Source organism: Kordia antarctica, from assembly GCF_009901525.1.
Classification (GTDB): Bacteria; Bacteroidota; Bacteroidia; order Flavobacteriales; family Flavobacteriaceae; genus Kordia; species Kordia antarctica.
Map to the genome: position 1 here is coordinate 515,254 of NZ_CP019288.1, position 24,752 is coordinate 540,005.

General features: G+C 30.6%; 18 protein-coding genes. 14 read left to right on the forward strand and 4 right to left on the reverse strand.

Features of this window, described 5'->3' with window-relative positions:
- Positions 1-102 precede the first annotated feature (102 nt).
- Positions 103-501: a GlcG/HbpS family heme-binding protein gene (locus IMCC3317_RS02280; RefSeq protein WP_160127888.1), complete on the forward strand. Its 399-nt coding sequence runs from the start codon at positions 103-105 to the stop codon at positions 499-501.
- A gap of 213 nt (positions 502-714) precedes the next feature.
- A complete protein-coding gene (locus tag IMCC3317_RS02285; RefSeq protein WP_117160149.1) occupies positions 715-906 on the forward strand; it encodes a cold-shock protein in 192 nt (63 codons plus the stop codon).
- A gap of 97 nt (positions 907-1,003) precedes the next feature.
- Here the strand turns inward: IMCC3317_RS02285 and IMCC3317_RS02290 are convergent, their stop codons facing one another.
- Positions 1,004-2,539, reverse strand: a complete 1,536-nt coding sequence (locus tag IMCC3317_RS02290; protein ID WP_160127889.1) for an alkaline phosphatase family protein — start codon at positions 2,537-2,539, stop codon at positions 1,004-1,006.
- A gap of 893 nt (positions 2,540-3,432) precedes the next feature.
- Between IMCC3317_RS02290 and IMCC3317_RS02295 the strand changes: the two genes are divergently transcribed.
- The 3 genes from IMCC3317_RS02295 to IMCC3317_RS02305 are packed head-to-tail and all read left to right on the forward strand — an operon-like array spanning position 3,433 to position 6,675.
- Positions 3,433-4,521 (forward strand): patatin-like phospholipase family protein, encoded by a 1,089-nt coding sequence (locus IMCC3317_RS02295; protein ID WP_160127890.1) that lies wholly within the window; start codon positions 3,433-3,435, stop codon positions 4,519-4,521.
- Between the two features lie 22 nt (positions 4,522-4,543).
- Positions 4,544-5,419: a hypothetical protein gene (locus IMCC3317_RS02300; protein WP_160127891.1), complete on the forward strand. Its 876-nt coding sequence runs from the start codon at positions 4,544-4,546 to the stop codon at positions 5,417-5,419.
- A gap of 5 nt (positions 5,420-5,424) precedes the next feature.
- On the forward strand, positions 5,425-6,675 hold the full coding sequence (locus IMCC3317_RS02305) for a TRAFs-binding domain-containing protein (RefSeq protein WP_160127892.1): 1,251 nt from the start codon (positions 5,425-5,427) through the stop codon (positions 6,673-6,675).
- Positions 6,676-6,688: 13 nt separating this feature from the next.
- On the opposite strand, the gene IMCC3317_RS02310 is transcribed toward IMCC3317_RS02305, so the two are convergent.
- On the reverse strand, positions 6,689-7,300 hold the full coding sequence (locus IMCC3317_RS02310) for a DEAD/DEAH box helicase (RefSeq protein ID WP_160127893.1): 612 nt from the start codon (positions 7,298-7,300) through the stop codon (positions 6,689-6,691).
- A gap of 228 nt (positions 7,301-7,528) precedes the next feature.
- Here IMCC3317_RS02310 and IMCC3317_RS02315 point away from each other — a divergent pair, with 228 nt between their 5' ends.
- Entirely contained in the window at positions 7,529-10,447 is a 2,919-nt protein-coding gene (locus IMCC3317_RS02315; RefSeq protein ID WP_160127894.1) for a hypothetical protein, read from the forward strand.
- 21 nt (positions 10,448-10,468) lie between these two features.
- Here IMCC3317_RS02315 and IMCC3317_RS02320 read toward each other — a convergent pair whose 3' ends face one another.
- Together IMCC3317_RS02320 and thiE are read right to left on the reverse strand one after the other, a co-directional pair.
- Positions 10,469-12,430 (reverse strand): ATP-binding protein, encoded by a 1,962-nt coding sequence (locus IMCC3317_RS02320; RefSeq protein WP_160127895.1) that lies wholly within the window; start codon positions 12,428-12,430, stop codon positions 10,469-10,471.
- A gap of 252 nt (positions 12,431-12,682) precedes the next feature.
- The gene (thiE, locus tag IMCC3317_RS02325; protein WP_160127896.1) at positions 12,683-13,327 is read right to left on the reverse strand and encodes a thiamine phosphate synthase; all 645 of its coding nucleotides are present in this window, start codon (positions 13,325-13,327) and stop codon (positions 12,683-12,685) included.
- A gap of 653 nt (positions 13,328-13,980) precedes the next feature.
- On the opposite strand from thiE, the gene IMCC3317_RS02330 reads away from it, so the two are divergent.
- The 8 genes from IMCC3317_RS02330 to IMCC3317_RS02365 all read left to right on the forward strand — a co-directional run bounded on the left by IMCC3317_RS02330 (position 13,981) and on the right by IMCC3317_RS02365 (position 24,707).
- The gene (locus IMCC3317_RS02330; protein ID WP_160127897.1) at positions 13,981-15,843 is read left to right on the forward strand and encodes an OmpA family protein; all 1,863 of its coding nucleotides are present in this window, start codon (positions 13,981-13,983) and stop codon (positions 15,841-15,843) included.
- A 582-nt stretch (positions 15,844-16,425) separates the two neighbouring features.
- Positions 16,426-17,229, forward strand: a complete 804-nt coding sequence (locus IMCC3317_RS02335) for an alpha/beta fold hydrolase (RefSeq protein WP_160127898.1) — start codon at positions 16,426-16,428, stop codon at positions 17,227-17,229.
- A 31-nt stretch (positions 17,230-17,260) separates the two neighbouring features.
- Positions 17,261-18,439, forward strand: coding sequence for an ATP-binding protein (locus IMCC3317_RS02340; RefSeq protein WP_394351594.1), 1,179 nt, complete (start codon positions 17,261-17,263; stop codon positions 18,437-18,439).
- Positions 18,440-19,412: 973 nt separating this feature from the next.
- Entirely contained in the window at positions 19,413-19,760 is a 348-nt protein-coding gene (locus IMCC3317_RS02345) for a hypothetical protein (RefSeq protein ID WP_160127900.1), read from the forward strand.
- Positions 19,753-20,823 carry a caspase family protein gene (locus tag IMCC3317_RS02350; protein ID WP_160127901.1) on the forward strand — a complete coding sequence of 357 codons (1,071 nt, stop codon included), beginning with the start codon at positions 19,753-19,755 and terminating at the stop codon, positions 20,821-20,823. Before IMCC3317_RS02345 ends, IMCC3317_RS02350 begins: the two co-directional genes overlap by 8 nt.
- Positions 20,816-22,072 (forward strand): ABC transporter ATP-binding protein, encoded by a 1,257-nt coding sequence (locus IMCC3317_RS02355; RefSeq protein ID WP_160127902.1) that lies wholly within the window; start codon positions 20,816-20,818, stop codon positions 22,070-22,072. Before IMCC3317_RS02350 ends, IMCC3317_RS02355 begins: the two co-directional genes overlap by 8 nt.
- Position 22,073: 1 nt before the next feature.
- Positions 22,074-23,762 (forward strand): hypothetical protein, encoded by a 1,689-nt coding sequence (locus tag IMCC3317_RS02360; RefSeq protein ID WP_160127903.1) that lies wholly within the window; start codon positions 22,074-22,076, stop codon positions 23,760-23,762.
- Positions 23,763-24,080: 318 nt separating this feature from the next.
- Positions 24,081-24,707 carry a hypothetical protein gene (locus tag IMCC3317_RS02365; protein WP_160127904.1) on the forward strand — a complete coding sequence of 209 codons (627 nt, stop codon included), beginning with the start codon at positions 24,081-24,083 and terminating at the stop codon, positions 24,705-24,707.
- The last annotated feature ends 45 nt before the right edge of the window (positions 24,708-24,752 follow it).

Sequence of the window (24,752 nt, forward strand, 5' to 3'; positions counted from 1 at the left end):
ATGTTAATATTTTGCTAATTGACATAAGTCAGTAGTTATTGACGCATGTGTATTGTAGTTTTAATGAAAATATAATTTAACACGATATAAAAACATAAACTCATGAACATTACATTAAAACAAGCGCAAGCCGTTATTGAAAAGGCACTTGCAAAGTCGAAAGAAATTGACACAAAAATGAATATTACGGTTGTAGATACAGGCGCTAACCAAGTTGCATTTGCGCGAATGGATGGTGCATGGTTGGGAAGTGCTGATATTTCGCTTAAAAAAGCAAAGACAGCCTGTTTTTTCGGAATGCCAACTGGCGAAATAGGAAAGCTTTCACAACCTGGACAACCACTTTTTAATATTGAACATTCTAATGGAGGATTGATTTCTTTCCCTGGTGGATTACCAATTAAAGATGGTTCTGGACAAGTTATCGGAGCTGTTGGAGTAAGTGGAAGTTCCGTTGAAAACGATCATGCAGTAGCAAAAGCAGGTACAGAAGCTATATAATCGTAGTGTCCGATTAAAGATGTAAGACCGTTTATTTCGACTTCGCTCAGCATAAGTTTTTTTAGAGTCAAGATGAGTTCTATTTTAAAAGAGCATTTCACTACTATTGTTAAAATTAATTTAATGAAATAGTATACTTCTTAAGGCGACAATATCATTTTTGGCACGATCATTGAATGTATACAAGTAATATTAAAAATTAAATATATTACAATGAGTAAAGGAACAGTAAAATTTTTCAATGACACTAAAGGATTTGGATTTATCACAGAAGAAGGTGTTGAAAAAGACCACTTTGTACACATTTCAGGATTGATTGACGAAATTCGCGAAGGCGATGAAGTTGAGTTTGATCTTCAAGAAGGAAACAAAGGATTAAACGCAGTAAACGTAAAAGTTATTTAAACATACATTTCAAGTTTAATGAAAGCCCATCAATTATTGATGGGCTTTTTTTGTGGGTAAGATCAGGTTATACGTATTTTTTGTATTTCTAACCCTACTAAGAATAATACTTAGTATGCATTGTATTGATATACGATTTCACATCTTCTTCAGTTTTAAAATCAGGTGTCGTTTTAGCTTCACCAGTTTCTCGGTTGTGTTTATCTGTTAAAGCAGCAGCATGCATTTGTTGAATTTGTGAAGCATGATTCTGTATTTTAATAGTTGAATTTGCCACAGGAGCAGTTATTCCTTTCAATGGAGTATCTGTTCTTGGTTTAGATAACGTAAGTACATCGAGCACGTCCGGAGCAGCCTTATCACGATCGGTGAGTGGCGTAACATTAAAGTTTTTCTCCAATGTTGCCAGAATAGAAGTATGATCTAATGGAACATCGCCTTTGGTGCGATATACAGTGCCAGCTTCAATCCAAGGTGATATTAATACCGTAGGAACACGCACGCCATAACGTGTAAAATCAAACCCGAAAGCTGTAGATTTAGCAGGTGGAGAAGTTGCATTATTTGGTGGTGTAATATGATCATAACAACCGCCATGCTCATCATACGTAATCACAAGTAAAGTATCTTCCCAATGAGGAGATTCTTTTAGTGCAGTATAAATGTCTAGTAAATACTGTTCGCCTAGAGCTACGTTATAATTGGGATGTTGACTATTTCCTTGCGATCCCCAAATAGGCTCCAAAAAAGTATAATCTGGCAAGTTTTTTTCTTTTAAAGCGGTTTTGAAAGTATCGAAACTCCCTACTTGACAGTTTTTCGGCAATGAACTTGGAATATCTTGACAAAAAGAAACTGTATATGGTTTTCCGTTATTTCCAAAAATCCCCCATGATTTATTATGATTCATTAAATGCTTAAAAATACTTTTTGAACTATAGGAATGGATCTCGTCATACAAATAGCCTTCTGAAGTTCCCATATGCGTAAACGCTCTATTGGGTAATGTTTCTGTAGGAGCAGAGCAATACCAGTGATCGCAAACAGCATATCCTGTGGCTAAGCCTGATAATACAGGAAGTGTTTCGGGTGTGTACATTCCCATAATATCTTTAGGTGCAACACCATCCAAATCAGGAACATCTGAAGCATGTCCAGAAGGACTTGGCTTTTTATACCATTTTTTATAGTCATCACTTTTATAATCATGATCACTAGATGCTTTGGTAGTATTTGTTGCACTTTTCTTATATGGATGTTCTTTTTTCTCCAACGGACTATTATCTATAGGATTTTCAAAATCCCGAACAAAACCTTGATTGTTTGCAATGCCTTTTGGATAAGGTGCTTTGCCAGCTCCAAACAACTGAAAATTGGTATTGGCAAAACCTTCTCCTGGATCTTTTTTAGGCATAAAATAGGCATGAGAATCATTTTTGTCTATAGGAAATACAGTAATGGAATTCCCATTACTATCAGGATTGGTTTCCGTACCAGTTAATCCTTCAAAAGGATGACCAAGCGGCGATTTATTATTGTTGTCTTTATAAAGAAACCCTAACATACTGTCGAATGAACGATTTTCGAACATCATAACGACCACATGCTTAATACGTGAAGTTGGAACTTTCATACTAATTATTTTGGTGGTTAGTAGCTATAAGAGAACTAAGAATTTCAATTAAAGCTATCACTAAAATACTAAATAATTATAGAAGTTAGGTATTTGTCTAAAATATGAGATCATTGGATTTTCTTAAAAATTCCAAATCCATGAATCTCTAAAGATCTATTTCTTGAGCATAACTAAAAGAAATTAATTGATTGAAATAGTATTCTTTATCAGAAGATTTATAAGGTTGCTCCGTAATAATAGATATTTCTCCAAAATTAAAACTCAACATACCTTATATACTTCCCGTAGGAAAATTAATTTGATTTCCTGCTTGTTTCAAAAGCATTGTAAAATTGATTTCCCAACACATATTGAAACATTGGTTTATTCATGAAAACCTAGTAACGGTATTGTTTGGCGTTGCTCTAGAGCGTAAATTTATTGGATACCAAAAAATCTATAATTTTTTTGAGATAACTAAATTTTAGTCAAAAAAAGGTGCTTTCACTGGAGATCGGAGTGACGTAAAATAAGGAGTATTCGTTTTATTTTTTTGATTGATTGCGGGATTCCGTAAAAATATGGTTGTTAAAATTTATTATATTTATAGAAATATTAATTCAATTAAAGAAGCTTCAAAATAATAGATGACGACATTAAATAGCTATTATTCTTCAATAAAATTTGAATCAAGAAAATCATTCATTAACCAAAATGTAAATGTGTTTTTATTTCGTATCAAAATAGCGATAAGATTGAAGCAAAGAAGTAAACAAAAATAATGAGCTTATTCTGGAACTAAATTATTTAGATATCATACTGGATTATGCAACTGACAGGAAAAAACTTCTGAGACTGATAAAAGAATAGACTCATGAGTTAAATTAAAACATGTAAATAAATTATAAAACATGAACAATAGCAAACCAAACAGGATTTTATCTCTTGATGGCGGAGGAATACGAGGAGCACTTACATTAGGTTTTTTGGAGAAAGTTGAAGACCTTATTAGAAAAAAAGAAAATAATCCAAATTTAAGGTTATGTGATTATTTTGATTTAATTGGAGGAACTAGCACTGGAGCAATTATTGCCGCTGGACTTTCAATAGGAATGACAGCATCCGAAATAAAAGATTTGTATCTTACTATTGGCGATAAAATTTTTGGAAAAAAGCGAAGTTGGTTTTTAAATCCATTAAAAAGATATAAAGCTGAGTTTGATTTTAAACCGCTAGAAGAAGAATTAAAAAAAGTTTTTGGAGATATTACTATCGGAAGTGATAAAATCAAAACGGGACTATGTATCATTACTAAAAGAGCTGATTCATTAAGTACTTGGCCTATTATTAATCATCCAGACGGCAAACATTTCAATCATAATAAAGAAATGTTGTTAAGGCAAGTAGTTAGAGCAAGTGCTGCAGCTCCAAGCTATTTTATTCCTCAAAAAATTGATGTTGGTTTCGGAGAAATTGGGGCTTTTATTGATGGAGGTGTTAGTTTAGCAAATAATCCAGCGCTTCAATTGTTTCTAGTTGGAACGCTAAGTGAGTTTCCATATCGTTGGAAAACAGGAGAAGACAGCATATCGCTTGTTTCTATTGGCACAGGAACGTATACAAAAAAATATAATCCAGATAAAATTGCAAAAAAAGGTCTTTTAGGTTGGGCAAAAATGGTCCCTGAATTATTTATGGAAGATGCAAATTATTTAAACCAAACCATGCTGCAGTATCTATCAAATTCTCCTACCGCAAGAGTTATAGATAGTGAAATACTTGATTTAAAAGACGACTTAATCTGTGACAAACCAGCATTGCATTATGTGAGATATAATGTGATGTTGAATAATAACGAATTAAGTAATTTAGGTTTTAATTTAAATAAAAAAGAGATTGAATCATTACATGAAATGTCAGAATCTAAAAATAAAGAATTATTGTATGAGATTGGAAAGAAAGCTGCTAATAGAGATATTAAATTAGATCATATTAAGTAAACGTTTTTAGGCTAATAATATCTTGAAAAAAATACAATCAATAACAATTACACTAGTTCCAATTTTTATCATTGGCACATTGTCAATTTATTATTTTGAGTATGTTAATCACTCAAAGTGGTGGTGGATATTCGTGGTAATTACCTGTATTATTTTTGGTTCAAAACTTTTTATGAATTATGCTAATTTCAAAGATTTTCTAAAATTAAGACGACCTAAATATTATGGTGTTTCTAATTTTTTAGCAAATAATCATTTCGGAATTAGTCTTGCAGAAACAGCACTTATTATTCTTATTTATTGGGCGCTAAACGAGGTGATTCCATTTGAAAATAAGGCTTTAAAAATAATTGGACCAGTTTTAATTGCTATTATTTTTGCTAAATATTATTTTCATGTTTTGTTAAAAACATTAAAAGCCTTTCTTTCCAAAGGTTTTAACATAGTTATCTTTAGAAGATTTACCAAATCAATTAATTTATCAAATAGTATATTACCAATTGTAGGATTATATGGAAAGATAAACCTTATAAATGATTACACATTAGTTACCACAAGAATTATTGGTGACGAAACTGATACAACAGAAATTTTATCTGAGATTTCAATTCATAAGCATTCTAATAAAAATGACTGGGAATCAACAGTAATAGAGTTTATAAAAAAATCTAACATCGCTATTTTTTATTGGGCAGAAGCTCCAACAGAAAACATGAAATGGGAGATGAAGGAGGCTATAAAATTAAAAGACTCTATTAGAATATTACTTATCCTCGAAGATAATATTATTAATGATTCAGATATTCAAAATGCAATGATACAATTAGATAAAAAATCAATAATTGTATTCAAACTTGGAAATTTTACTTCTCAATTTTATCAATTTATTTTAAATTAAATATCATGAAAAAAACATGCTTTGTAATTATTGGATTCAAAACAAAAACTGATTTTGAAACGGGAAGAAAATTAAATCTAGATAAAACCTTTGAAAACATTATCAAACCTGTTTTTGATGATTTAGATATATTATGCTATCGTGCTTGCGATTTAGAACAAGCAGGAGTTATTGATAAAAAAATGTATGAAAATATTCTAAAAGCAGATTTTGTCGTTGCTGATATTTCAACGTTAAACCCAAATGCTATCTACGAATTAGGTGTCAGACATGCATTAAAACCAAATACTACAATTGTAATCGCTGAAGACAAATTAAAAATTCCGTTTGATGTAAGTCATGTATTTATCCATTCGTATAAGCATTTAGGAGAGGATATTGGTGTTACCGAAGCGGAAAGATTTAAAGCTCATTTGAAGCAGCAAGTAGAAAAATTTATAGCCAAACCAGAAATAGATAGTCCTATTTATACATTTATGCCAAATTTAATTCCGCCAAGTTTTACTGAAGATGAAATTGAAGAAATTAAAGAAAGTATTGATAAATCACATTCTACGTATGATTTAGTTGAATTAGCGGAAAAAAAGAAGAATGAAAAAAAATATAAATTAGCAAAAGATTTGCTAAAAGAAGCCCTTATAAACAAACCAAACGATAGCTTTATCATTCAACTTTTGGCACTGACGACTTATAAATCAAAAATCCCAACAGAAAAAGAAGCTTTAACTGAAGCAATAGGCTATTTAGACCAACTAAACCCAAAGGAAACAACAGATCCAGAGACTTTAGGTTTATTAGGAGCAATTCATAAACGGTTATATGAGCAAGATGAATCACTAGAAAACTTAAATAAATCATTGCATTACTATGAAAGAGGGTTTTACGTAAAGCAAGATTATTATAATGGTATCAATGTCGCTTTTTTGTATGTATTAAAAGCTAGTTTGAGCGAAGAAAAATTAGATTTATACGCTAATTATGGTCAGGCTAGAAAAATATGGAACGAAATTATAACCAAGTGGAGTAGCGTAGTTGAGTCAGATAGTTTTGAAGATCGAGGTGATAAAGAGTGGATTTGTTTTACGCTAGCTGAAGCATATTTTGGACTTAATGATACTGATAATGAACATAAATATCTAGAATTTGGAAAGGAATATATGAGTGGTGATTTTGCAATTGATTCGTATTTAAATCAAAAAGAAAAACAAGGAAATCTGTTGGCTAAACTCCACGAAAAATTATATAATATGAAGTAAAATATGAGTAAAATTAGTCAGCAATTATTCTAGAATATTCCATAAAATAGGATTCAAAACGTTTTAATATCGGATGCATTTTATCTGAGTATAACACATACTGACATTTTTCAATACTATTCGTAATAGACATTAGTGCTTTGTATGCCGATTTTTGAACTAAAAATTCAGCGTCATCAATACTAAATATCTTTAATTGAGAAACGCTTAATCCGTTTAATAACAACAACTTATTCATAGTTACAGGCGTGGAAATAAGAATGTCTACACCTTCAAATATTTCTGATTTTTGCACATCAATATGAAGCTGTTCATAGCCTACATACACTCGTAATGAAGTATGTTTCGTATATGTTAAAAAAGTTTCATATAATTCTAAGGCTCTTACTTTATTTTCTACAAGAACTACAGCTCTTGGCGAATTTCCAACGGCTTCACATTTTAATTTCTGCAACGTAGTAAGTATAAGTGTGGTTGTTTTTCCGCTATCTTTTGAAGCCGTGCAATACACATTAGCTCCACTTTTTATGACAGGAATACTTTTGCTCTGAAAAGGAGTTGGTGTAGTTATTTCGAAAGATGCTAACTTTTCTTGTATATCGGCATGTAATTTTTTAAAAGGCATAGGAATAAAGAACTAACTGTTCGTACAGTATTTATAATTGAGGCAAATATACTACCTGCAAACGAAATAAGTGGAAGAAGTTGTTTTTTCTATTTCATTATTAATTGGAATTGTTTTTCAGCAAGAGTTTACAACCAAAAAATTGAAAGATTAATCGAAAGATTAGCTACTGTCAAGAAGTAATAACTAAAAATTCTTATATTTGATTTAGATAAAAAACTATTTAAAATGAGAAAGTATCTATTCGTATTTTTGGTGTTTGTTTCTGTTATTTCCTGTGAAAAAGATGATAATTTTATAGAACCTACAACTCCTGAAACAGTAGAACAACCAACTCCAGAACCTGAACCAATACCTATTTCAGATGAAGAATTTGCATTGGAGAATTTTGGGAATATGGTAACTTCAAATTTTATTGGTAGAATTATAGATGAAGCTGGCTTAGGTATAGAAAATGTTTCAATTACAATTGGAAATTCTATTGCCACAACAAATTATTTAGGGGTTTTTGCAATCGATGGTGCTTCTGTGTTTGACAAATTCGCTTATGTAAAAGCAGAAAAAGACGGATATATTGCGGGAAGTAGAACCGTTGTGCCAATTCCGAATAGTACAAACGATATACAAATAACACTTTTAACGAAAAATATAATTGGTTCTGTAACTTCGGGAAGTGCAAGTTCAATTTCCTTATCTAATGGTTCAGAAGTAACGTTTCAAGGAGAATTTGTAACAGAAACTGGAACTGCGTATACTGGGCAAGTAGATGTAGTTATGCATTATTTACAACCTAACAATTCTGATACATTTTCACAAATGCCAGGAAGTTTATTTGGGAAACGAGAAGATGGTTCAGCAGCAATGATGGAAACTTACGGAATGCTTGGAATAAACTTATTTTCTCCTTCTGGAGAACAATTAAATATAAACGAAGAATTTCCAGCAACGCTTACTTTTCCTGTGGATACTTCTACACCAAATGCTCCAACAGAAATGCCTTTATGGTATTTTGATGAAGAAGAAGGATTCTGGAAAGAACAAGGAATTGCAACTAAAGTTGGGAACGAATATATCGCAGAAGTGGCACATTTTTCTTGGTGGAATTGTGATGCACCAATTATTCCAGTAACTATTTGTTTTGGAATTGACGCTGCTGTAACACTATCAAATAATAAATTAGAAATTATAAGAAATACAACGAATCAAGTTATATATTCTGGATATTCTAATGAAGTCGGTCAAGAATGTGGTCAGTTTCCTAAAGATGAAATTGTAACGATACATATATATTCTGAATGTTCAAATACAATTATTCACACACAACAAGTTGGTCCTTTTTCTTCAGATAATTCTTTTGTGTTAAATGTACCAAATTTACCTTCAGAATTAGTACAAACGACTATAACAGGAACATTAAATAATTGCGATGATAACCCAATTACAAACGGTTATGTATTACTTTATAAAGAAGCTGACACCAATTTTTTAAATGTTGAAATGGCTGTAATAACTGACGGAACGCTAAGCTATTCCAAAACGTATTGTGCATTAGATAATATGTATCAAATGATTGTTTTTGATTTGACTAATACTGAAGAATCAGCTCCAATTGATTTAGCTTTTGTAACAACTACAACAGACATAGGTATAGTATCTACCTGTAACGATTCTGGTGGAGGCACTTATGTCGGAGATGTTCAGTTATTAAGTCAACAAGAAGTTGATAACTTTGGTTTGTTTGGCTATACTGCAATTGAAGGAAATTTGATAATTAATGAGTATACGAGTCAGATAACTTCCTTACAAAGTCTTTCTTCGTTAACAACAATTACAGGTCTTGTATATATTCATGATAATGAAGTTTTATCAAGTTTAACTGGATTAGATAATTTAACAACCATTTCAGGAAATTTACAAATTGATCGAAATAATTCATTAACAGATTTGACAGGATTAACGAATTTAACAACTGTTTCAGGTTATGTTTTTATCGATGAAAATTCTTCATTATCAGATTTAACTGGATTGAATAATCTAACAGAAGTCTCTGATTATTTTAAAATAGAAGATAATGCTTCACTAACGAGTTTAGCCGGATTAGAGAACTTAACAACCGTATCAGGTGATCTTAACATTAAATACAATCCAGCGCTTATAAATTTAACTGGGTTGAATAATTTAACAACCGTTTCAAGTAATCTTTACATTCAATATAATGATGCATTGACAAGTTTGACTGGATTAGAGAGCTTAACAACTGTTTCTGGTGTGTTTGAAGTTTTTCGGAACAGTGCATTAACAAACTTAACAACAATGGGCAATTTAGTGACCATAAATAACTTAAGTATTTTAGATAATGATTTATTAACAAATTTATCTGGTCTAGAAAATTTAACAACTGTATCTAATATATTAAACATTTATAGTAACGACGCATTAACAAGTTTGACAGGATTGAACAACTTAACAACGGTCTCAGGTGACTTTATAATGAAAGATAATACTTTATTGTTAAGTTTAGCTCCTTTAGGAAATTTAACAACCGTTTCAGGTTACCTTGAAATAAATGGTTGTACTTCAATACCCGACTTAACTGGTATGGTGAGCCTGACAACTCTAAATGGCTTGCGAATCATTAGAAATCAATTGTTAACAGATTTAACAGGATTAGAAAATATTACATCTATTACTGGTTTATCAATTACCTATAATTATACTTTGACAAGTTTAACAGGGTTAACTAATATTACTAGCATTGGTAGTTTACGCCTTGAAACAAATGCGTTAACAAGCTTAACAGGATTGGAGAATTTAACTACTTTTAGTTCTATAAATATCAAAAACAATGATTCATTGACAAATTTAACTGGATTAGATAATTTAACAACTATTTCAAATCTTCTGATAATTGAAGATAATTATTCTTTAACGAGTTTAACTGGTTTAGAAAATTTAACAACAGTTGTTAATGATATTCGCATAGGGCATGATGGTTTTATTAGTCGTCCTAATCCTTCGCTTTCAAATTTTTGCGCGTTAACCAATTTGTTTACCAATGGAAATTATGACGCTAATCTTGTTAATATTCAAGACAATGCTTATAATCCATCAGCACAAGATATTATAAACGGAAATTGTAGTCAATGATGCTTATTTTTAGTTGGCACATTAAATTCTCCATGAAAATTTCAACGTTGTTCCAATTCCTTTTTCGGATTCAACCGAAATAATTCCATGATTTTCGTAGACTATTTTCTTTACTATCGAAAGACCAATTCCTGTACTTTCTACTTCATCATTCACATTTAGTTGACTAAACATTTCGAAGATTTTGGTATGATACTTTGCATCAATTCCAGGACCATTATCACTTACAGCGAATACATATTCGTTTGGAAGCTTAGAAAATGAAATATTGATTAGCGCACTGTTTTTATCGTTATGCTTAATGGAATTACTAAGTAGGTTTTGAAAAACATGTTCTAATTCAATTTTGTTTGTATAAATTTCTAAATCCTCATCAGGAAGATGAATTATATGTTCATTTTGAGTATCAACGACAGCTCTAATTTCGCTTAGTAAGTTATTTAGGCTGAACAATTCTTTACTCTTTTTTCCTTTCGTTACTTTAGAATATTCCAAAAGCCCGTTGATCAAAGCAAACATTTTTGAAACTCTATCTTTTAATAACTTAAAGTTATTTTTAACATCTGTATTAATCGTAGTATCAAGATCTTCTTCAATAAAAGAAACTAATGTGTGCATTGCTATCAGTGGAGCCTTCAAATCATGTGAAACAATGTGATTGAAACCGTCTAGTTCAGCGTTGGATATTTTTAAATTTTTTAAATTTTCTTTTAATTCAAGGTTCACATTTGACAGTTCGTTTGATTGTATAGAAATTTCTTTTTTCTGTTCAAGTGCAAACTCTTTTGCTCGTTCAAGTTCTTTGAATGAATTGGAAAACCGCGTCATTAAAAGCATAGAAAGGAGTAAAAAGACTAAAATATAACCAAAATTTACATAGATCATAGCGTTTCCATTCTTACCTAAAAAGAAAAATATATGAACAGAAAATATGATAGAAGCCAGCGACATGCTTACTAATAATAAGATAGATTCGTGTCGTTTACCGATGATAATAGTTTTCATTATTACAAAATACACATAGATCAAATCAATAATCATTAAGATTAAAAATGGTAAAAGTAATTTGGTAAAATGTGGAGGCGGAAGAAAAATAGCTAATAACGCAAGTAAACAGAAACTGTAAACTATAATTTTTGAATATAGCTTGTGAACAAAATTGGAGAAAATACTATAGAAAAAAAGACTTGCTGCTGCTCCTGCTAAAAATAGTATTATGTATTCAAACTTTGTCAATATTATCCAGCTGAATGATTGAAAAATTTCTGCAAATGGCGCATATCTGTCACTCAATGCCATATACGATAACGACATACAAAGAATGGCAAAGTAGAGAATAGCTTTGTCTTTATTCCAATAAAATAGAAAGAATAATAAAAAGAAACTTCCAATAAAGCCTAAACATCCAATAAAAATCATGTCAGCCATTATTTGCTTGGATCTTTTATTAAGAAGCAATTTACTAGCACCAAGGATTAACGGTTTATCAATTCCACCTTTTTTGTGATAAAAATTTGCTACTTGAATAACAATTTCAAAATCAGTTTCATTCGTATTTAAAGGAATAATTTGAGAAAACCTTCGATGTAACGTCTCATCTTTAGAAGTACCAACACGACCAATTTCTGAGATTAACTCACCATTTATCCACGTTTTAGAAGCCGCATACGCCGCTGGAATATATAATGAAACATGCGGTCTTTCCTTTGGAATAGAAATCAATAATCTATACGTTGCATATCCAAAAGAAGGAAGGTTTTCGTTGTTAGAATGCGTAAACGCTGTCCAATTCGTAAGAGATATTTTAGTAAATGGTTTATTTGGCTTAAAATTACTAGGTTCTATTAATTCATTCCAATAAAATAACCAGTCAGCATCGAGTGCTATTTCGGTGCTATTAGTAATCGAAGTTTCTTGAAGATCAATTGTAGCAACATCATCTGTATGTTGTTCAAAACCAAACATATAATGTGTTGAAAGCATACTTATAATGAAACAGCATACAAACTTCAAACTATGATTATTAGACAACCAATTAGTCATTATAAAAATTTTCGTAAGTATGTGTAGTCATTTTTAGGTGTAAATTCGTATTTCAAAAGACTAAAAATAGTTAATATATATGACTCTCAAAAATTGTAGCTAAATTATAGTACGAATCAGTGCTAGTTTGTAGAAGTTCTAATTTACGAGAATTATATATAAAAATGCTAACTATAAAATAGCATTCATTTCCTATTTGAATGTGTGGCGTTGCTCTTCTGTGGAAGATGCGTTTAGTAATTGGTTAAATATTTTGATGATATTAAAATCGCGTGTAATTTCTCCAGAAACCGCAATTCCAGAAATCCCCGTTTCTAATATGCTTGTAACATCTTCTGTGGTAATTCCGCCAACGCCAATAATTGGAGTTTCAGTTTGTAAGGCTTCAACAATTGCAGTATAACCGTTTAGACCTAAAATCGGAGGTAAATTGTCTTTCGTTGTAGTAAATTTAAAAGGACCCAAACTAATATAATCAACTTCTTTACTAATTAATGTTTCGCAATCTTGTAAAGTATTTGCGGTTCCACCAATAATTTGCCAAGTGTATACATGTTTTCTAGCAATAGTAGGGCAGGAGTCTGTTTTTCCTAAATGTACACCATCTGCTTTTACCTCTTTAGCTATTTTGTAATGATCGTTTATAATCAATCTAGTTTGAAAATGCGCTGTAATTTCTCTAGCTTCTTTGGCAAATTTTAGAATTTTCTTATCTGAAATATTTTTCAAACGCAATTGTACTAATTCTGAACCAGATGAACACGCTTTTTGAATATTTTCTAAATGTTCTTTTGGAGAATTTCCTTGAGATATATAATGTAGTTTGGGAATAATCATCTCTTCGTTTTTTATTGTTTGATAGATTTTGGGCAAGATAAATATTTTACATAGAACATTAGATTCCATTTCTGAAATTAAACAGAATATTTGATCGATTCAGGATTCATAGCAAAAAAGCGCTTTCTGTAGAAATTATCTCGCAGTATTGCCTAAAAATTACTAGAAATATGCCAACAAAGAATATTTTGTTCAAATTCTTAAGAAGGTTATTGCGTGTAAACTTCTGTAAAAAATCTATTAAATGAAGACTATACTAAAAAATATTAAACCCTTTAAATCTTAGATCAACTCAAAAATGTAAGATTCTGACTAATAATAAAAGCTAATTACTACTGAATTATCAAATTAATTCATTATACTATTGTAAATAATTAAGGCTTAAATTTCACGTTATTTACTTGCAGTAAAATAAACATAAAATAAGTAAATTATTTCGAAAAAATGTTGTTATTTTGCCGACCGATTTCTACCAAAATTATTAGTTAGTAATATTAATACAATAAAAATATTTTCTTTTGTGTTAATATAAACATCGAATGAGTTAGTTGTGTCCGAAAAAAGATATTACTTTCATATTGGTTTTACCAAAGTTATTAGTTAATAGTATCAAACAAAAAGAGAAAAAAATTATTCAAAAAAAATTTAAAATTATGAAACAGTATTACAATATTTTTACGTTAACATTATTGTTAGCATTTTGTACGCAGTCATCCTTTTCACAAGACACAGATAAAAGCTGGTTTTTTGATGCAGGTTTTACTGCTGTAGATTTATTTCCTGTTGGTGAAGATGCGCCACAAGGAGAGTTTTTAGACGAATTTATAAATGCTAATGACCATTGGAATTTTGGCTATTATGCAGGAGTTTCAAGAAATTTAACGAACAACTTATCTTTAAGTTTAAGAGGTACAGTAAGTGAGATAAGTAAATATGGAGAATTTGGAGAATTAGATGAAAGTGTATTAGTCGATAATCTAAAGTATTATGGAATCGATGGTATGATTAACTACAGCTTCGGTAAAAGTAAATTACGCCCTTTCATCGCCGTTGGTGGTGGATATACTTGGCTTGAAGGAGGTTCATATAATACATTTAGTGTTGATCCAAAAGCTTTAATTGGAGCTGGTACAGTAAACGGATCTGTTGGTCTTAAATACTGGGTTAGTGACAAGTTTGGAATAAATGTACAAACAACATACAAACATTCATTTAAGGATTACTTACCAAGACATTGGAATCACAACTTTGGTATTTCTTATAGACTTGATACTAGTAAAGATGTTGAAGATAACACAGTAGAAGCAACTAAAATGTCTGTAAAGCCAAGTCGTTGGTCTTTTGAAATCGGTTTAAGTGCTATTGATCTGTATCCTGTTGGTGAAGATGCGCCACAAGGTGAATACTTTGATGAATTTTTCAATCTTAACGATCACTGGAACTTAGGTTTTTATGTAGGAGCTACAAGAAACCTAACTGACAATTTCTCTATAACTGCAAAAGGAACAGTAGCTGAAATAAGCAAATATGGAGAATTTGGAGAATTAGATGAAAGTGTACTAGTTGATAATTTAAAATATTATGGATTAGATGCTATGGCTAACTATAGTTTTGGAAAAGGTAAATTACAACCTTTTGTAGCAGTTGGTGGTGGTTATACTTGGCTTGAAGAAGGTCCATATAATAACAATGGATCAAGTTCTAACTCTTTAGTTGGCGCAGGAACAGTAAACGGATCAGTTGGTGTTAAATACTGGTTTAATGATAGAATTGGTTTAAATGTACAAACTACCTACAAGCATTCATTAAAAGATTACTTGCCTAAACACTTTAATCACAACTTAGGTTTAGTTTACAATCTTGGAAAAAGTGCAGAAAAAGAAGAAGAAGAAGATGATAATGATAGAGACAAAGATGGTATTCCAAATGATTTAGATCTATGTCCTGATACTTTTGGGATCGCTGAATTTGGTGGATGTCCTGACACAGACGGAGATGGTGTTTCTGATAAAGATGATTTATGTCCTGAAGTAAAAGGTCTTATTGAATTTGGTGGATGTCCTGATTCAGATGGAGATGGTTTCCCAGATAACAAAGATAATTGTCCTGAAATTAAAGGAACACTTAATGGTTGTCCTCCACCAGTAGTGGAAATTCCAGTTGTAAAACCTGTTACCGGACAAAGAAAAGTTTATTTCAATACGGACAGTACTAAACTTGATCTAAATGCGCAGGCAATATTAGATGAAATAGCTACTAGTTTAACAAGTGATACGGACTATAATATTTCTATTCAAGGGCATGCAGATGCAAGAGGAACTGATAACTATAATATCAATCTATCTTTAGCTAGAGCGAAAGCAATTAAAAGTTACCTTGATTCTAAGAATTTAGGAAACAGTACAATTTCTATTTCTGCTAAAGGAGAATCTCAACCAGTTGCACCTAATACTACAGCAGATGGAAGAGCGAGAAACAGAAGAGTTGAAATAATCATTGATATTACTGCTAAGTAAATTCAATTCATTTTAATTGAAAATTGTGCTATCATAGTTAATATGATAGCACTTTTTTTTGTTTAATGAATGTTCATTTTTCACAAGAGTATTGAATTGGAGCGAAATAGACATTTTGTGTAATTGTATCAAAATACGATGAATTCGTAAACATTATCTTATCAAGAAGCTTAATGCTGTGTTAGGTAAGTTTGTTTATTAATATAATTTGAAGATGTAGTACCATTTATCTTTTTAAATGAATTAAAAAAGCAGATTTAGATTTAAAACCTGATTCTTTGGTAATTATTTATATAAAACACTTAGAAAAAATTTCATCTATAAAAATCTTTTAGCGTACGCTATCTGATAGGAATTTATAAAATCAAAGAAGGATTTTTTGGAACAATCGTTAATTGCTTTTGATAAATAGTTTGAATTCGTATCTAACAAGTTTGCTAAAAATACCAAATACTTGCGCATAATTTGTTTAAATAGTTACTTCAAAAATTGAAACAAGCAATTCAAATTCAAATTTATTAGTTCTAATAGTATCAAGATATAGTAAAAAATATTATTTTTGACTTAGCTAAAAACGGAACTATGGATATTCTTAAGCGTAACAATGTTAAAGTTCTGGGTCAAGGTAAAAAAACGATGCTATTTGCTCACGGATTTGGATGTGATCAAAATATGTGGCGTTATGTAACACCTGCATTCGAAGAAGACTTTAAAATTGTATTATTTGATTATGTTGGTTGCGGAAAATCTGACCTCTCTGCCTACCAACCAGAGCGCTATTCTCAATTACAAGGCTATGCGCAAGACGTCATTGATATTTGTAACGATCTACAACTTGAAGATGTTATTTTTGTTGGACACAGTGTGAGTTGCATGATTGGCGTATTGGCAGCTATTGAAAAGCCAAACATATTCTCCCACCTAATTCTTATTGGTCCTTCGGCGCGTTATGTCAATGATATAGACTATTTAGGAGGTTTTTCTCGTGAAGACCTTGAAGGCTTATTAGAAGTAATGGATAACAATTATTTAGGCTGGGCAGCATATTTAGCACCTGTGGTTATGAAAAATGACGACAAGCCAGAACTGACCAAGGAACTTCAAGATAGTTTCTGTTCTACAGATCCTATAATTACACGCAAATTTGCAGAAGTGACTTTCTTCTCAGATAATAGAGAAGATCTTTCAAATCTTTCAAAACCTTGCTTGGTTATGCAATGTTCGGACGATGCAATTGCGCCAGATACAGTAGGTCAATACATTCACGAGCAGATTCAAAACAGTACCTTTGAAAAAATGAAGGCTACTGGGCATTGTCCGCATTTAAGTCATCCAGAAGAAACCATTATAATTATAAAAAATTATCTAAAAACGCACGCGTATTAATAATTCTACCACTCAATCGTCTTGGGAAAACATTTACGAAGATCTCCCATGCTTTTTATTTTCTATTTCCGACACTGGAAAAATTATGAGAATGAATCGTGAATTGCGAACGAAATTAGGGGTAGAAGCAGCGCAAGTTGTCGGCTACCAATTAGAAGATTTACTAACCGTTGGTAGTAAAATATTTTATCAAACACATTTCTATCCTTTAATAAAAATGCAACACTCTGTTCGTGAAATATACCTTGTGTTCAAAGGTATCAACGGGCATATACCTGCATTGTTAAATGTGGAAGTAAAGCAACATAATGATGTTGTAGAAATACTTTGTGGAGGTATGGAAATCTCTAAAAGGCATAAATTTGAAAAGGAACTTATCGATGCCAAAATAGCTGCAGAAGTTGCATTAGCAGAAAATGCAGAACTGACGAAAGCAAAAAACAAATTACAAGAGCAGCAAACTATTTTAGAATTAAAATACCGAGAGGTTAAGCTATTAAAAGAGCAAGAACAGGAAATATACAAATTAATTTCGCATGATCTTCAGGAGCCTTTACGCAAATCTATATTTATGAGTAACTATGTACTGACTAAAAATAGTGAGCTACCTGAAGTTATTAAAGAAAGATTAAATAAAATTATTAAGTATAATACGGATATGAGTGAAATGCTGCTAACCTTATTGAGGTATAAGGAGTTAAAGCGTATTAAACTAAACCACAATTCTTTACAGTTAAATGACATCATAAAGAATGCTGCGAAATCTTTACAAATGGATGATCAAAAACAGATAGTGATTGAATATCCTATAAAAAACATTGAATTTCCAGGAGATGAGAAAATGCTGAGACGCCTTTTTATAGAATTGCTTCGAAATTCTATAAAAGAACAAAATCCAGAAAACGACAAATTAACCATTGAAATAACTGCGGTTAAAACGATAAAAAACTACTATTTCAATAACACAGAAAAATACAGATATAAAAATTTTGTCAAAATTACCTACAAAGACAATGGTTTAGGATTGAACTACAAATTAGATAAAATCATACAAAAGACAGCACATTTTAACAAAGTAAATATTGGCTTGGCATATTGCAAGCAAATTGTTGAAAAACATTTAGGCGCCATGGAAGCAGCATCTGTGCGAGGAAAAGGAGTAAGTTATACTATTTTATTTCCCTGTGATCCTGTTACAGAAGAGTTGTAATTTAAGTGAAATTTGGGGCAATGGAGCTATTTTATTTTGTGCACTTGGTTAATACTAAACACGGTAACCAGAGATTATATCATTAAAATTGTTGTGTTGTAAATTTCGAACGTATCTTATGGTATGTTTTGGGACACGAAAAGTAATCGATCTTCCTCCATAGTTTCTATGCTCATAAATTCGAACATAAAAATAAGTATTAAGAGAATTTGTGATATGAAGAGAAGATATTAAATCATGCGCATTAATATCACGCAGTTCAGCAACAGCGAAGTTATTAACATAATCCAAGCGAGCATTACTTCTAAAAATTCGAATACATGCGCCGTACTTAAAGCGCTTATTATTTCTTCATTTAAGTTGGTCTTGTCTAGTTCATCTTTGTCATTTATTTCTGTAGCATTAAAAGTACCTTTATATACAATGGAAATTTATTTCTGTAGTTCAGGAGTATTTTGCGTTGAAATTTCTTCTTCAGAGTACGAAGTGATAAAAAAGGCTAAAATCATTAAAAAAATTGATAGATTCTGTTTCATTTTATTTTTATTTAATTATAAAATATCATGAGTGTCCGATTAAAAAGATAGAAAACACACTATTTGCTTTTAAATTACTGCTGATTGTCAAATAGTTAGCATAAAGTCTTTATTCTTGGCTCTATGAGCGGCTTTTGCTGAGCGAAGTCGAAGTAAGCGGTCTTATATCTTTTATCGGACAACAATGATTCTGTATAAAGAAAGGCAATGTATCGTAGCGTAATTTTATACGCTAGCGAATTGTTTTATGAGAATTACACAAAAATTTTATTGAAGCGTAGGAGTAAAGTGAAATAGGAGTATTCTTTCTATCAGAATATTTCATTACGGTTATCCGTAAAATATTACTTGTTAATTTTTTTGTATCTTTATTGTAGTCAGTAATTTATGTTTTAATAAATATACTGAAGAAATCATTTTAAATAAATTTAATCTGTATGAAAGAGCAAAAAACACTTATTTCATTTGATAATGTTTCATTTCGCGATAAGCAGGTATTAGCTAACGAATTAGCAAATATTTTAAGTAAAAGCGCCGATTTACAAAATGAACTACTAAAAGAAAGACCTAACACTCAAGATGCTGGAACTATTATAGCCGTCATTCTAGGTGCGCCAGCAGTTGTAGCTGTATCAAAAGGCATCGTAAATTGGCTTATAAAACACAGAGAAGTAAAGTTAACTTTCAAAAAGGGCGATTCCGAATTTCATGTAGAAAATATATCTAGTAATGATCTAGATACAATCATTAATGGTTTACATAGTTTAGTAAAAGACAATGAGTAAAAACATCACAATTGGGTTAATCTTTCTTGGGTCTGGTGATTTTTATAAATCTAAGGAGCTCACGTCTTCATCTGCCTTTACGTCGTCTTATTTAAAAATGAAAAATTATTTTTTAAGTAATTCAAATTACAACATTGATGAAAAAAATATTCTTGATTTATTTGAATCAGATATCGCACCAAGTATTATTGATACTAAGCTTAGAGAGTTTTTACAAAAAACAGAAAATCAAATTACTGATTTGATTTTTTATTATGTAGGTCATGGTTGTTTTGATAGAAAACAAGGTTTTATTTTGGCAACAAAATCTATAGAAGATGACAATAAAGCGATGTCAGGTTTATTGTTTAGTAATTTAGCGAATAGAATGAAAAAAGATGCGCGCGATTTGCGAACTTATTTCATACTCGATTGTTGCTTTGCTGGTGAGGCTTCTACCGAATATCAATCGTCAATTCTTCCTATAATCGAGAAGCAATTTATAAGCGATTTCCCTCAAAGAGGCACCACAATGATGTGTTCTTCTTCTAAAGATTTACCGTCTATCATTATTTCAGAGCGTAATATAACCATGTTTACTGAAGGCTTAGAAAGATCTCTCACCGAAGGAAGCAAAGTAATTAAAAATAAATTTCTAACACTTAGAGAGTTATGTGATACAACTTATAAAAATATTAAATCTCTTAATCCAGGAGGTGAAGAAGTTCGTCCAGAAATACATACACCTATTCAAGATGAAGGTGATATAGCAGATTTGATTCGGCTTTTCCCAAACATGGCAACTTTTCAAGAGCCTTATGACATCAATAAAAGAGCAAATAAAATTCGCGAATTAATTATGTCAAATGGTTTTATTAATTCGTGTAATTTATTAATGGATTTTGTAGAGGATTTTGACATCCATAAAAAACATAATACGGAGGTAATAATATTGGTTTCTGAATGTAGAGACTTAGAAGATGAGAGAAGCGATTTAGAAAGACCTGATTATTTGGAGGAAAGAAGAGCTTACTACAAACAAATATTGGATATCCTAACAGAAATTGAATCACAGAATGTATAATACTGAAAAAATCAATATTCCATTTATTTCCGATACTGAAATCGAAGCAGATTTCCCAAATTCTTATGATTTGATTTTTGAGTTATCCAATTTTTTACTTCCAAACTCTGTATTGATATATGAAACTATTTTATTGGGTTCAGCAATAAGTTATAGAAAAGAAAATGGAATAACTCCTGCCCAATCCAAAGAATATTTAGAGATGTCTTTAGATTTATTAGCGAAGATACAGCATGAATTAAAAGAGACTCAAAATTTAGATGATTGGAACAAAGTACATAATTTAAGAAACCACTTTCTTCAGAAATTTAATAGAAAAGTAATTCTGGAAATCTCAAATATTACGAAATCGTATCCAAGAAGTAATTTTTCGCTTAATGATATTAGCATCAAAGTGTATTCAGGAGAGATTATTGGTATTATTGGTAAAAATGGAAATGGGAAAACCACATTATTAAAAATTATTGGAAGTATAATTCAAACAGATAGTGGTACCGTAGAATATCCTGGAATATCTTACAATTATAAAAATAAGTTTAGTACCATAAAAAAAAGTATTGCATACATTCCTCAAAAAATAAAGGATTGGGGAAATTTGGACACATTAAAGACGCAATTACATTTTATTGCAGCCATTAAAGGTATTATAGGGAAAGAAAACACTAGAGTTGTAAATCACTTTATTGAACGATTAAACCTAGATAAATACAAAGACCTCTATTGGCGTGAAATATCTGGTGGTATACAATTACGTTTTGAAATAGCAAAAGCGCTAATTTGGATGCCTCATTTAATAATTCTTGACGAACCTTTAGCTAATTTAGATGTCAAAGCTCAAACTAAGTTATTATCCGATCTTAGAAATATTACCAATTCGGTTAGCAATCCAACGGCAATTCTTATTTCATCTCAGAACTTGTATGAATTAGAAAAAATATCAGATAAAGTTATATTTTTAAAAGACGGAAATGTACTTCACAATGGACCTGTAGATAATATTGGTGTAAATAATAAATTTAATTGTTATCAAATAGACTCAGCATTGAGCCTTAACAAACTCAAATTTATTTTAAACAATGACATGATTAAGAATGTGGAAGCTGACGGAGAATATTATTTAATATATACTTCAAAAGATTGTAAAAAAGAGCAAATGCTTCGATTGCTAGTAGATAGTCAAATACCAATTAATTACTTTAGAGATATTACAAATTCTACAAGAATATTATTCGAATCTAAGAAAGCATAATATGAAAAAAATATCCATAAAAATATTTCCGCTTTTCATCAAAAAAATTGATAACTATTTGCTTCTTAACTATCCTGTTTTATGGTCAAGTAGAATTCATAAGTTGCTGTTTTTATGTGCGTTTGTAGTAGCTTTTATGGTACTACTTATAAAAATAACTCCTCTTAGTTTTACGAGTGTAATGTTTAATCATATTTTTATTAATTCTTTAAGTGTTTGCTTAGGAGTATTATTATTAGTCTACTGGTTGTATAGCCAAGCTCTATTTAATTTTGGTGCTAATTTTGGCAAAATGCGAAATGATCATCATATCAAAATAACCTTTTTATTTTTAATCGCGTTTTTTTCTATATTTTCAACCATAGTAATTCCTAACTGGTATTTCAATACATCTATTCAAGAAAAATATATTGAAAATCAATTAAATACAAATCTCTATCCGAAAATATATAATTATGGACAACGATTAAATAGTTATCCAAAAGATGATATAAAGTTTAGCAGGCGAGATTCATTTTTTAAAGATTTTGATAAAAAAATTAACTTCGATAAGCGCAAAATAAATGCTTTAAACGGAATTAACTTCAACGGAATTAATTTTGATAGAACAGGTTATAACTTGAGTCATAAAGATTCTACTGAAAATCAAAAGCCTTTTATTACGCTAACACCAAGCTTAATCAATTTTGAAAGCTCAAATACTAATCTGGAATTAAGTTTCAAACAATACCAAGAATACCACGATTACATATCAGATTCTCTAGTATACTACACGACAATCTTTGATCTATCAAAACAGAAATCAATTTCTTTTTATTCTGATACGTATGAAAAAGTTCTTCTAATTCACGAAACACCAACACAAATAATCAAGAATAACGGTACTACTATAAAAAGTTTTACAACCTTTTCTTATGAAGTGGATGGCGAATATTATGATGCTTCCATAATAAATTACAGACTTGTTTGTGAAAAAATGCTCAAAGATATCAAGCCCGATTTATTAAAGTCACAAAAATTAACTGGTAAAGAGATTATGCGCATCGCAGGTGTAGAATTATATAACTATGATGGAATACAATCATCTCTCTATGACTCTAATTTAGATGGAACTACGGATTATAAACTATCCAAAGTGCATTACCTTATATACACGAGTACGCAGTCTACTTCATACCAAATATTTGAGATGTTTATGTATGGATGTTTTATTGCATATTTTCTTTTCTTTACAACATCAATAATCAAATACTTTAATTTACACATCTATCTTACTGGGATCTTTATTTCAATTATTATATACTATATTTTTCTATTCATAAATTATTACTTTGTCTACGATCTGTCTGATACAAGTTCTGAATATTATACTTTTGTAGTTTCCATATTAGTTTTTCTAGTACTAATGATATGTATAAAAAGAGCAAAAAGAAGCGTTAAAATAATCCTTTATCAAATTATTGTATACTTAATATCTTTTCTCTTATACCTACTTTACATAGCCCTTACAAATTCTAAAAAAACCTCTTATATAGAAATTAAAGAAGCATTTTATATATATGAAAATAGCTTAAATACTACTCTTGTATATTCTTATGGAGTAGCCACTCTGATCATTTTACTAATAATTATGACTATATTATCCTATAATTTACACAAAATTTATGCAATGCCTAAATCTAAGTCTTAGTGTTAGTGTTAAGAATCTGAAAGAGATTAATTTTAGTTGAATTACAGAATTATTGACGATATAAAATGTAACGTTTCATACTAACAAAATAATCTAAAATTGGTAATATTTATAGTCTACTTATAAAAACATAGCTGTTTCATAATGTTACGCGTTATGAAATTTTGCTTTAGTAAAAGCGAAGTTATTACCTCATTCTTGCTATTACAACAAAAAAACCTTAGAAACTATACAGGAAAAAAACCCTTAAAAAAAAGGGAAAAACCATATATGCTAAGGATGTTCAATAACCTAAATTTGATAAAACACTAAAACATTATGGCAAGAACTGTTATAAGAGTATGGGATGAAGATGAGTTGCCTGAAGGTTTCTTAAATGAATCTCGTAAAAATATGATTCATTACACAAGACAGCAAGCTCTTATATATCAAAGGCAGGTTGAACAAGAAATAGCTGCAATTTGGAGTACAAGAAGAAGAAGGCGGCTTGCTAGAATTGCTGATTTTCCAAATATCAGAAAATGGATTGGAATGCAAACTAAACACAGAAAATTAAGACGTGTATACAGAAGAATCAGAAAGCTTAGAAGATGGTTGGAAAATAGACGAATAATAATAGTAGTACACCCAAATTCTTCTAATTTTTTTTCAGATTCTCCAGGTCGAAGAGGATATTCAAGAGGACCAAGATTTATAAGCCCAGTTATAAGGTTTCATATCAGTGAAAATTGGTTTGCTGCAAATCAAAATTATGATACTAGAGCAGCGTTATTTATACATGAGTTATGTCATGAAATGGGCATGTCGCACGGTAGAGAAGGAAATGATAATTCCTGTGACATTATATCAAATGCAGCTGGCGACAATCCGCAACAAGTGATCAGAAATCCTGTGACGTACCAAGGTCTATTTCGTGAATATACACCTTCTCCAATAAATTGTTAATATGTGTGTTGCATAGTTTCCTAGGAAGGAAATATTTTCATCATT

Excerpts from the sequence above, each read along its gene's own strand:
- IMCC3317_RS02280 (WP_160127888.1), top strand. The coding sequence starts at position 103 with ATGAACATTACATTAAAACAAGCGCAAGCCGTTATTGAAAAGGCACTT.
- IMCC3317_RS02285 (WP_117160149.1), top strand. The coding sequence starts at position 715 with ATGAGTAAAGGAACAGTAAAATTTTTCAATGACACTAAAGGATTTGGA.
- IMCC3317_RS02290 (WP_160127889.1), bottom strand. The coding sequence starts at position 2,539 with ATGAAAGTTCCAACTTCACGTATTAAGCATGTGGTCGTTATGATGTTC.
- IMCC3317_RS02295 (WP_160127890.1), top strand. The coding sequence starts at position 3,433 with ATGAACAATAGCAAACCAAACAGGATTTTATCTCTTGATGGCGGAGGA.
- IMCC3317_RS02305 (WP_160127892.1), top strand. The coding sequence starts at position 5,425 with ATGAAAAAAACATGCTTTGTAATTATTGGATTCAAAACAAAAACTGAT.
- IMCC3317_RS02310 (WP_160127893.1), bottom strand. The coding sequence starts at position 7,300 with ATGCCTTTTAAAAAATTACATGCCGATATACAAGAAAAGTTAGCATCT.
- IMCC3317_RS02315 (WP_160127894.1), top strand. The coding sequence starts at position 7,529 with ATGAGAAAGTATCTATTCGTATTTTTGGTGTTTGTTTCTGTTATTTCC.
- IMCC3317_RS02320 (WP_160127895.1), bottom strand. The coding sequence starts at position 12,430 with ATGCTTTCAACACATTATATGTTTGGTTTTGAACAACATACAGATGAT.
- thiE (WP_160127896.1), bottom strand. The coding sequence starts at position 13,327 with ATGATTATTCCCAAACTACATTATATATCTCAAGGAAATTCTCCAAAA.
- IMCC3317_RS02330 (WP_160127897.1), top strand. The coding sequence starts at position 13,981 with ATGAAACAGTATTACAATATTTTTACGTTAACATTATTGTTAGCATTT.
- IMCC3317_RS02335 (WP_160127898.1), top strand. The coding sequence starts at position 16,426 with ATGGATATTCTTAAGCGTAACAATGTTAAAGTTCTGGGTCAAGGTAAA.
- IMCC3317_RS02345 (WP_160127900.1), top strand. The coding sequence starts at position 19,413 with ATGAAAGAGCAAAAAACACTTATTTCATTTGATAATGTTTCATTTCGC.
- IMCC3317_RS02350 (WP_160127901.1), top strand. The coding sequence starts at position 19,753 with ATGAGTAAAAACATCACAATTGGGTTAATCTTTCTTGGGTCTGGTGAT.
- IMCC3317_RS02355 (WP_160127902.1), top strand. The coding sequence starts at position 20,816 with ATGTATAATACTGAAAAAATCAATATTCCATTTATTTCCGATACTGAA.
- IMCC3317_RS02360 (WP_160127903.1), top strand. The coding sequence starts at position 22,074 with ATGAAAAAAATATCCATAAAAATATTTCCGCTTTTCATCAAAAAAATT.
- IMCC3317_RS02365 (WP_160127904.1), top strand. The coding sequence starts at position 24,081 with ATGGCAAGAACTGTTATAAGAGTATGGGATGAAGATGAGTTGCCTGAA.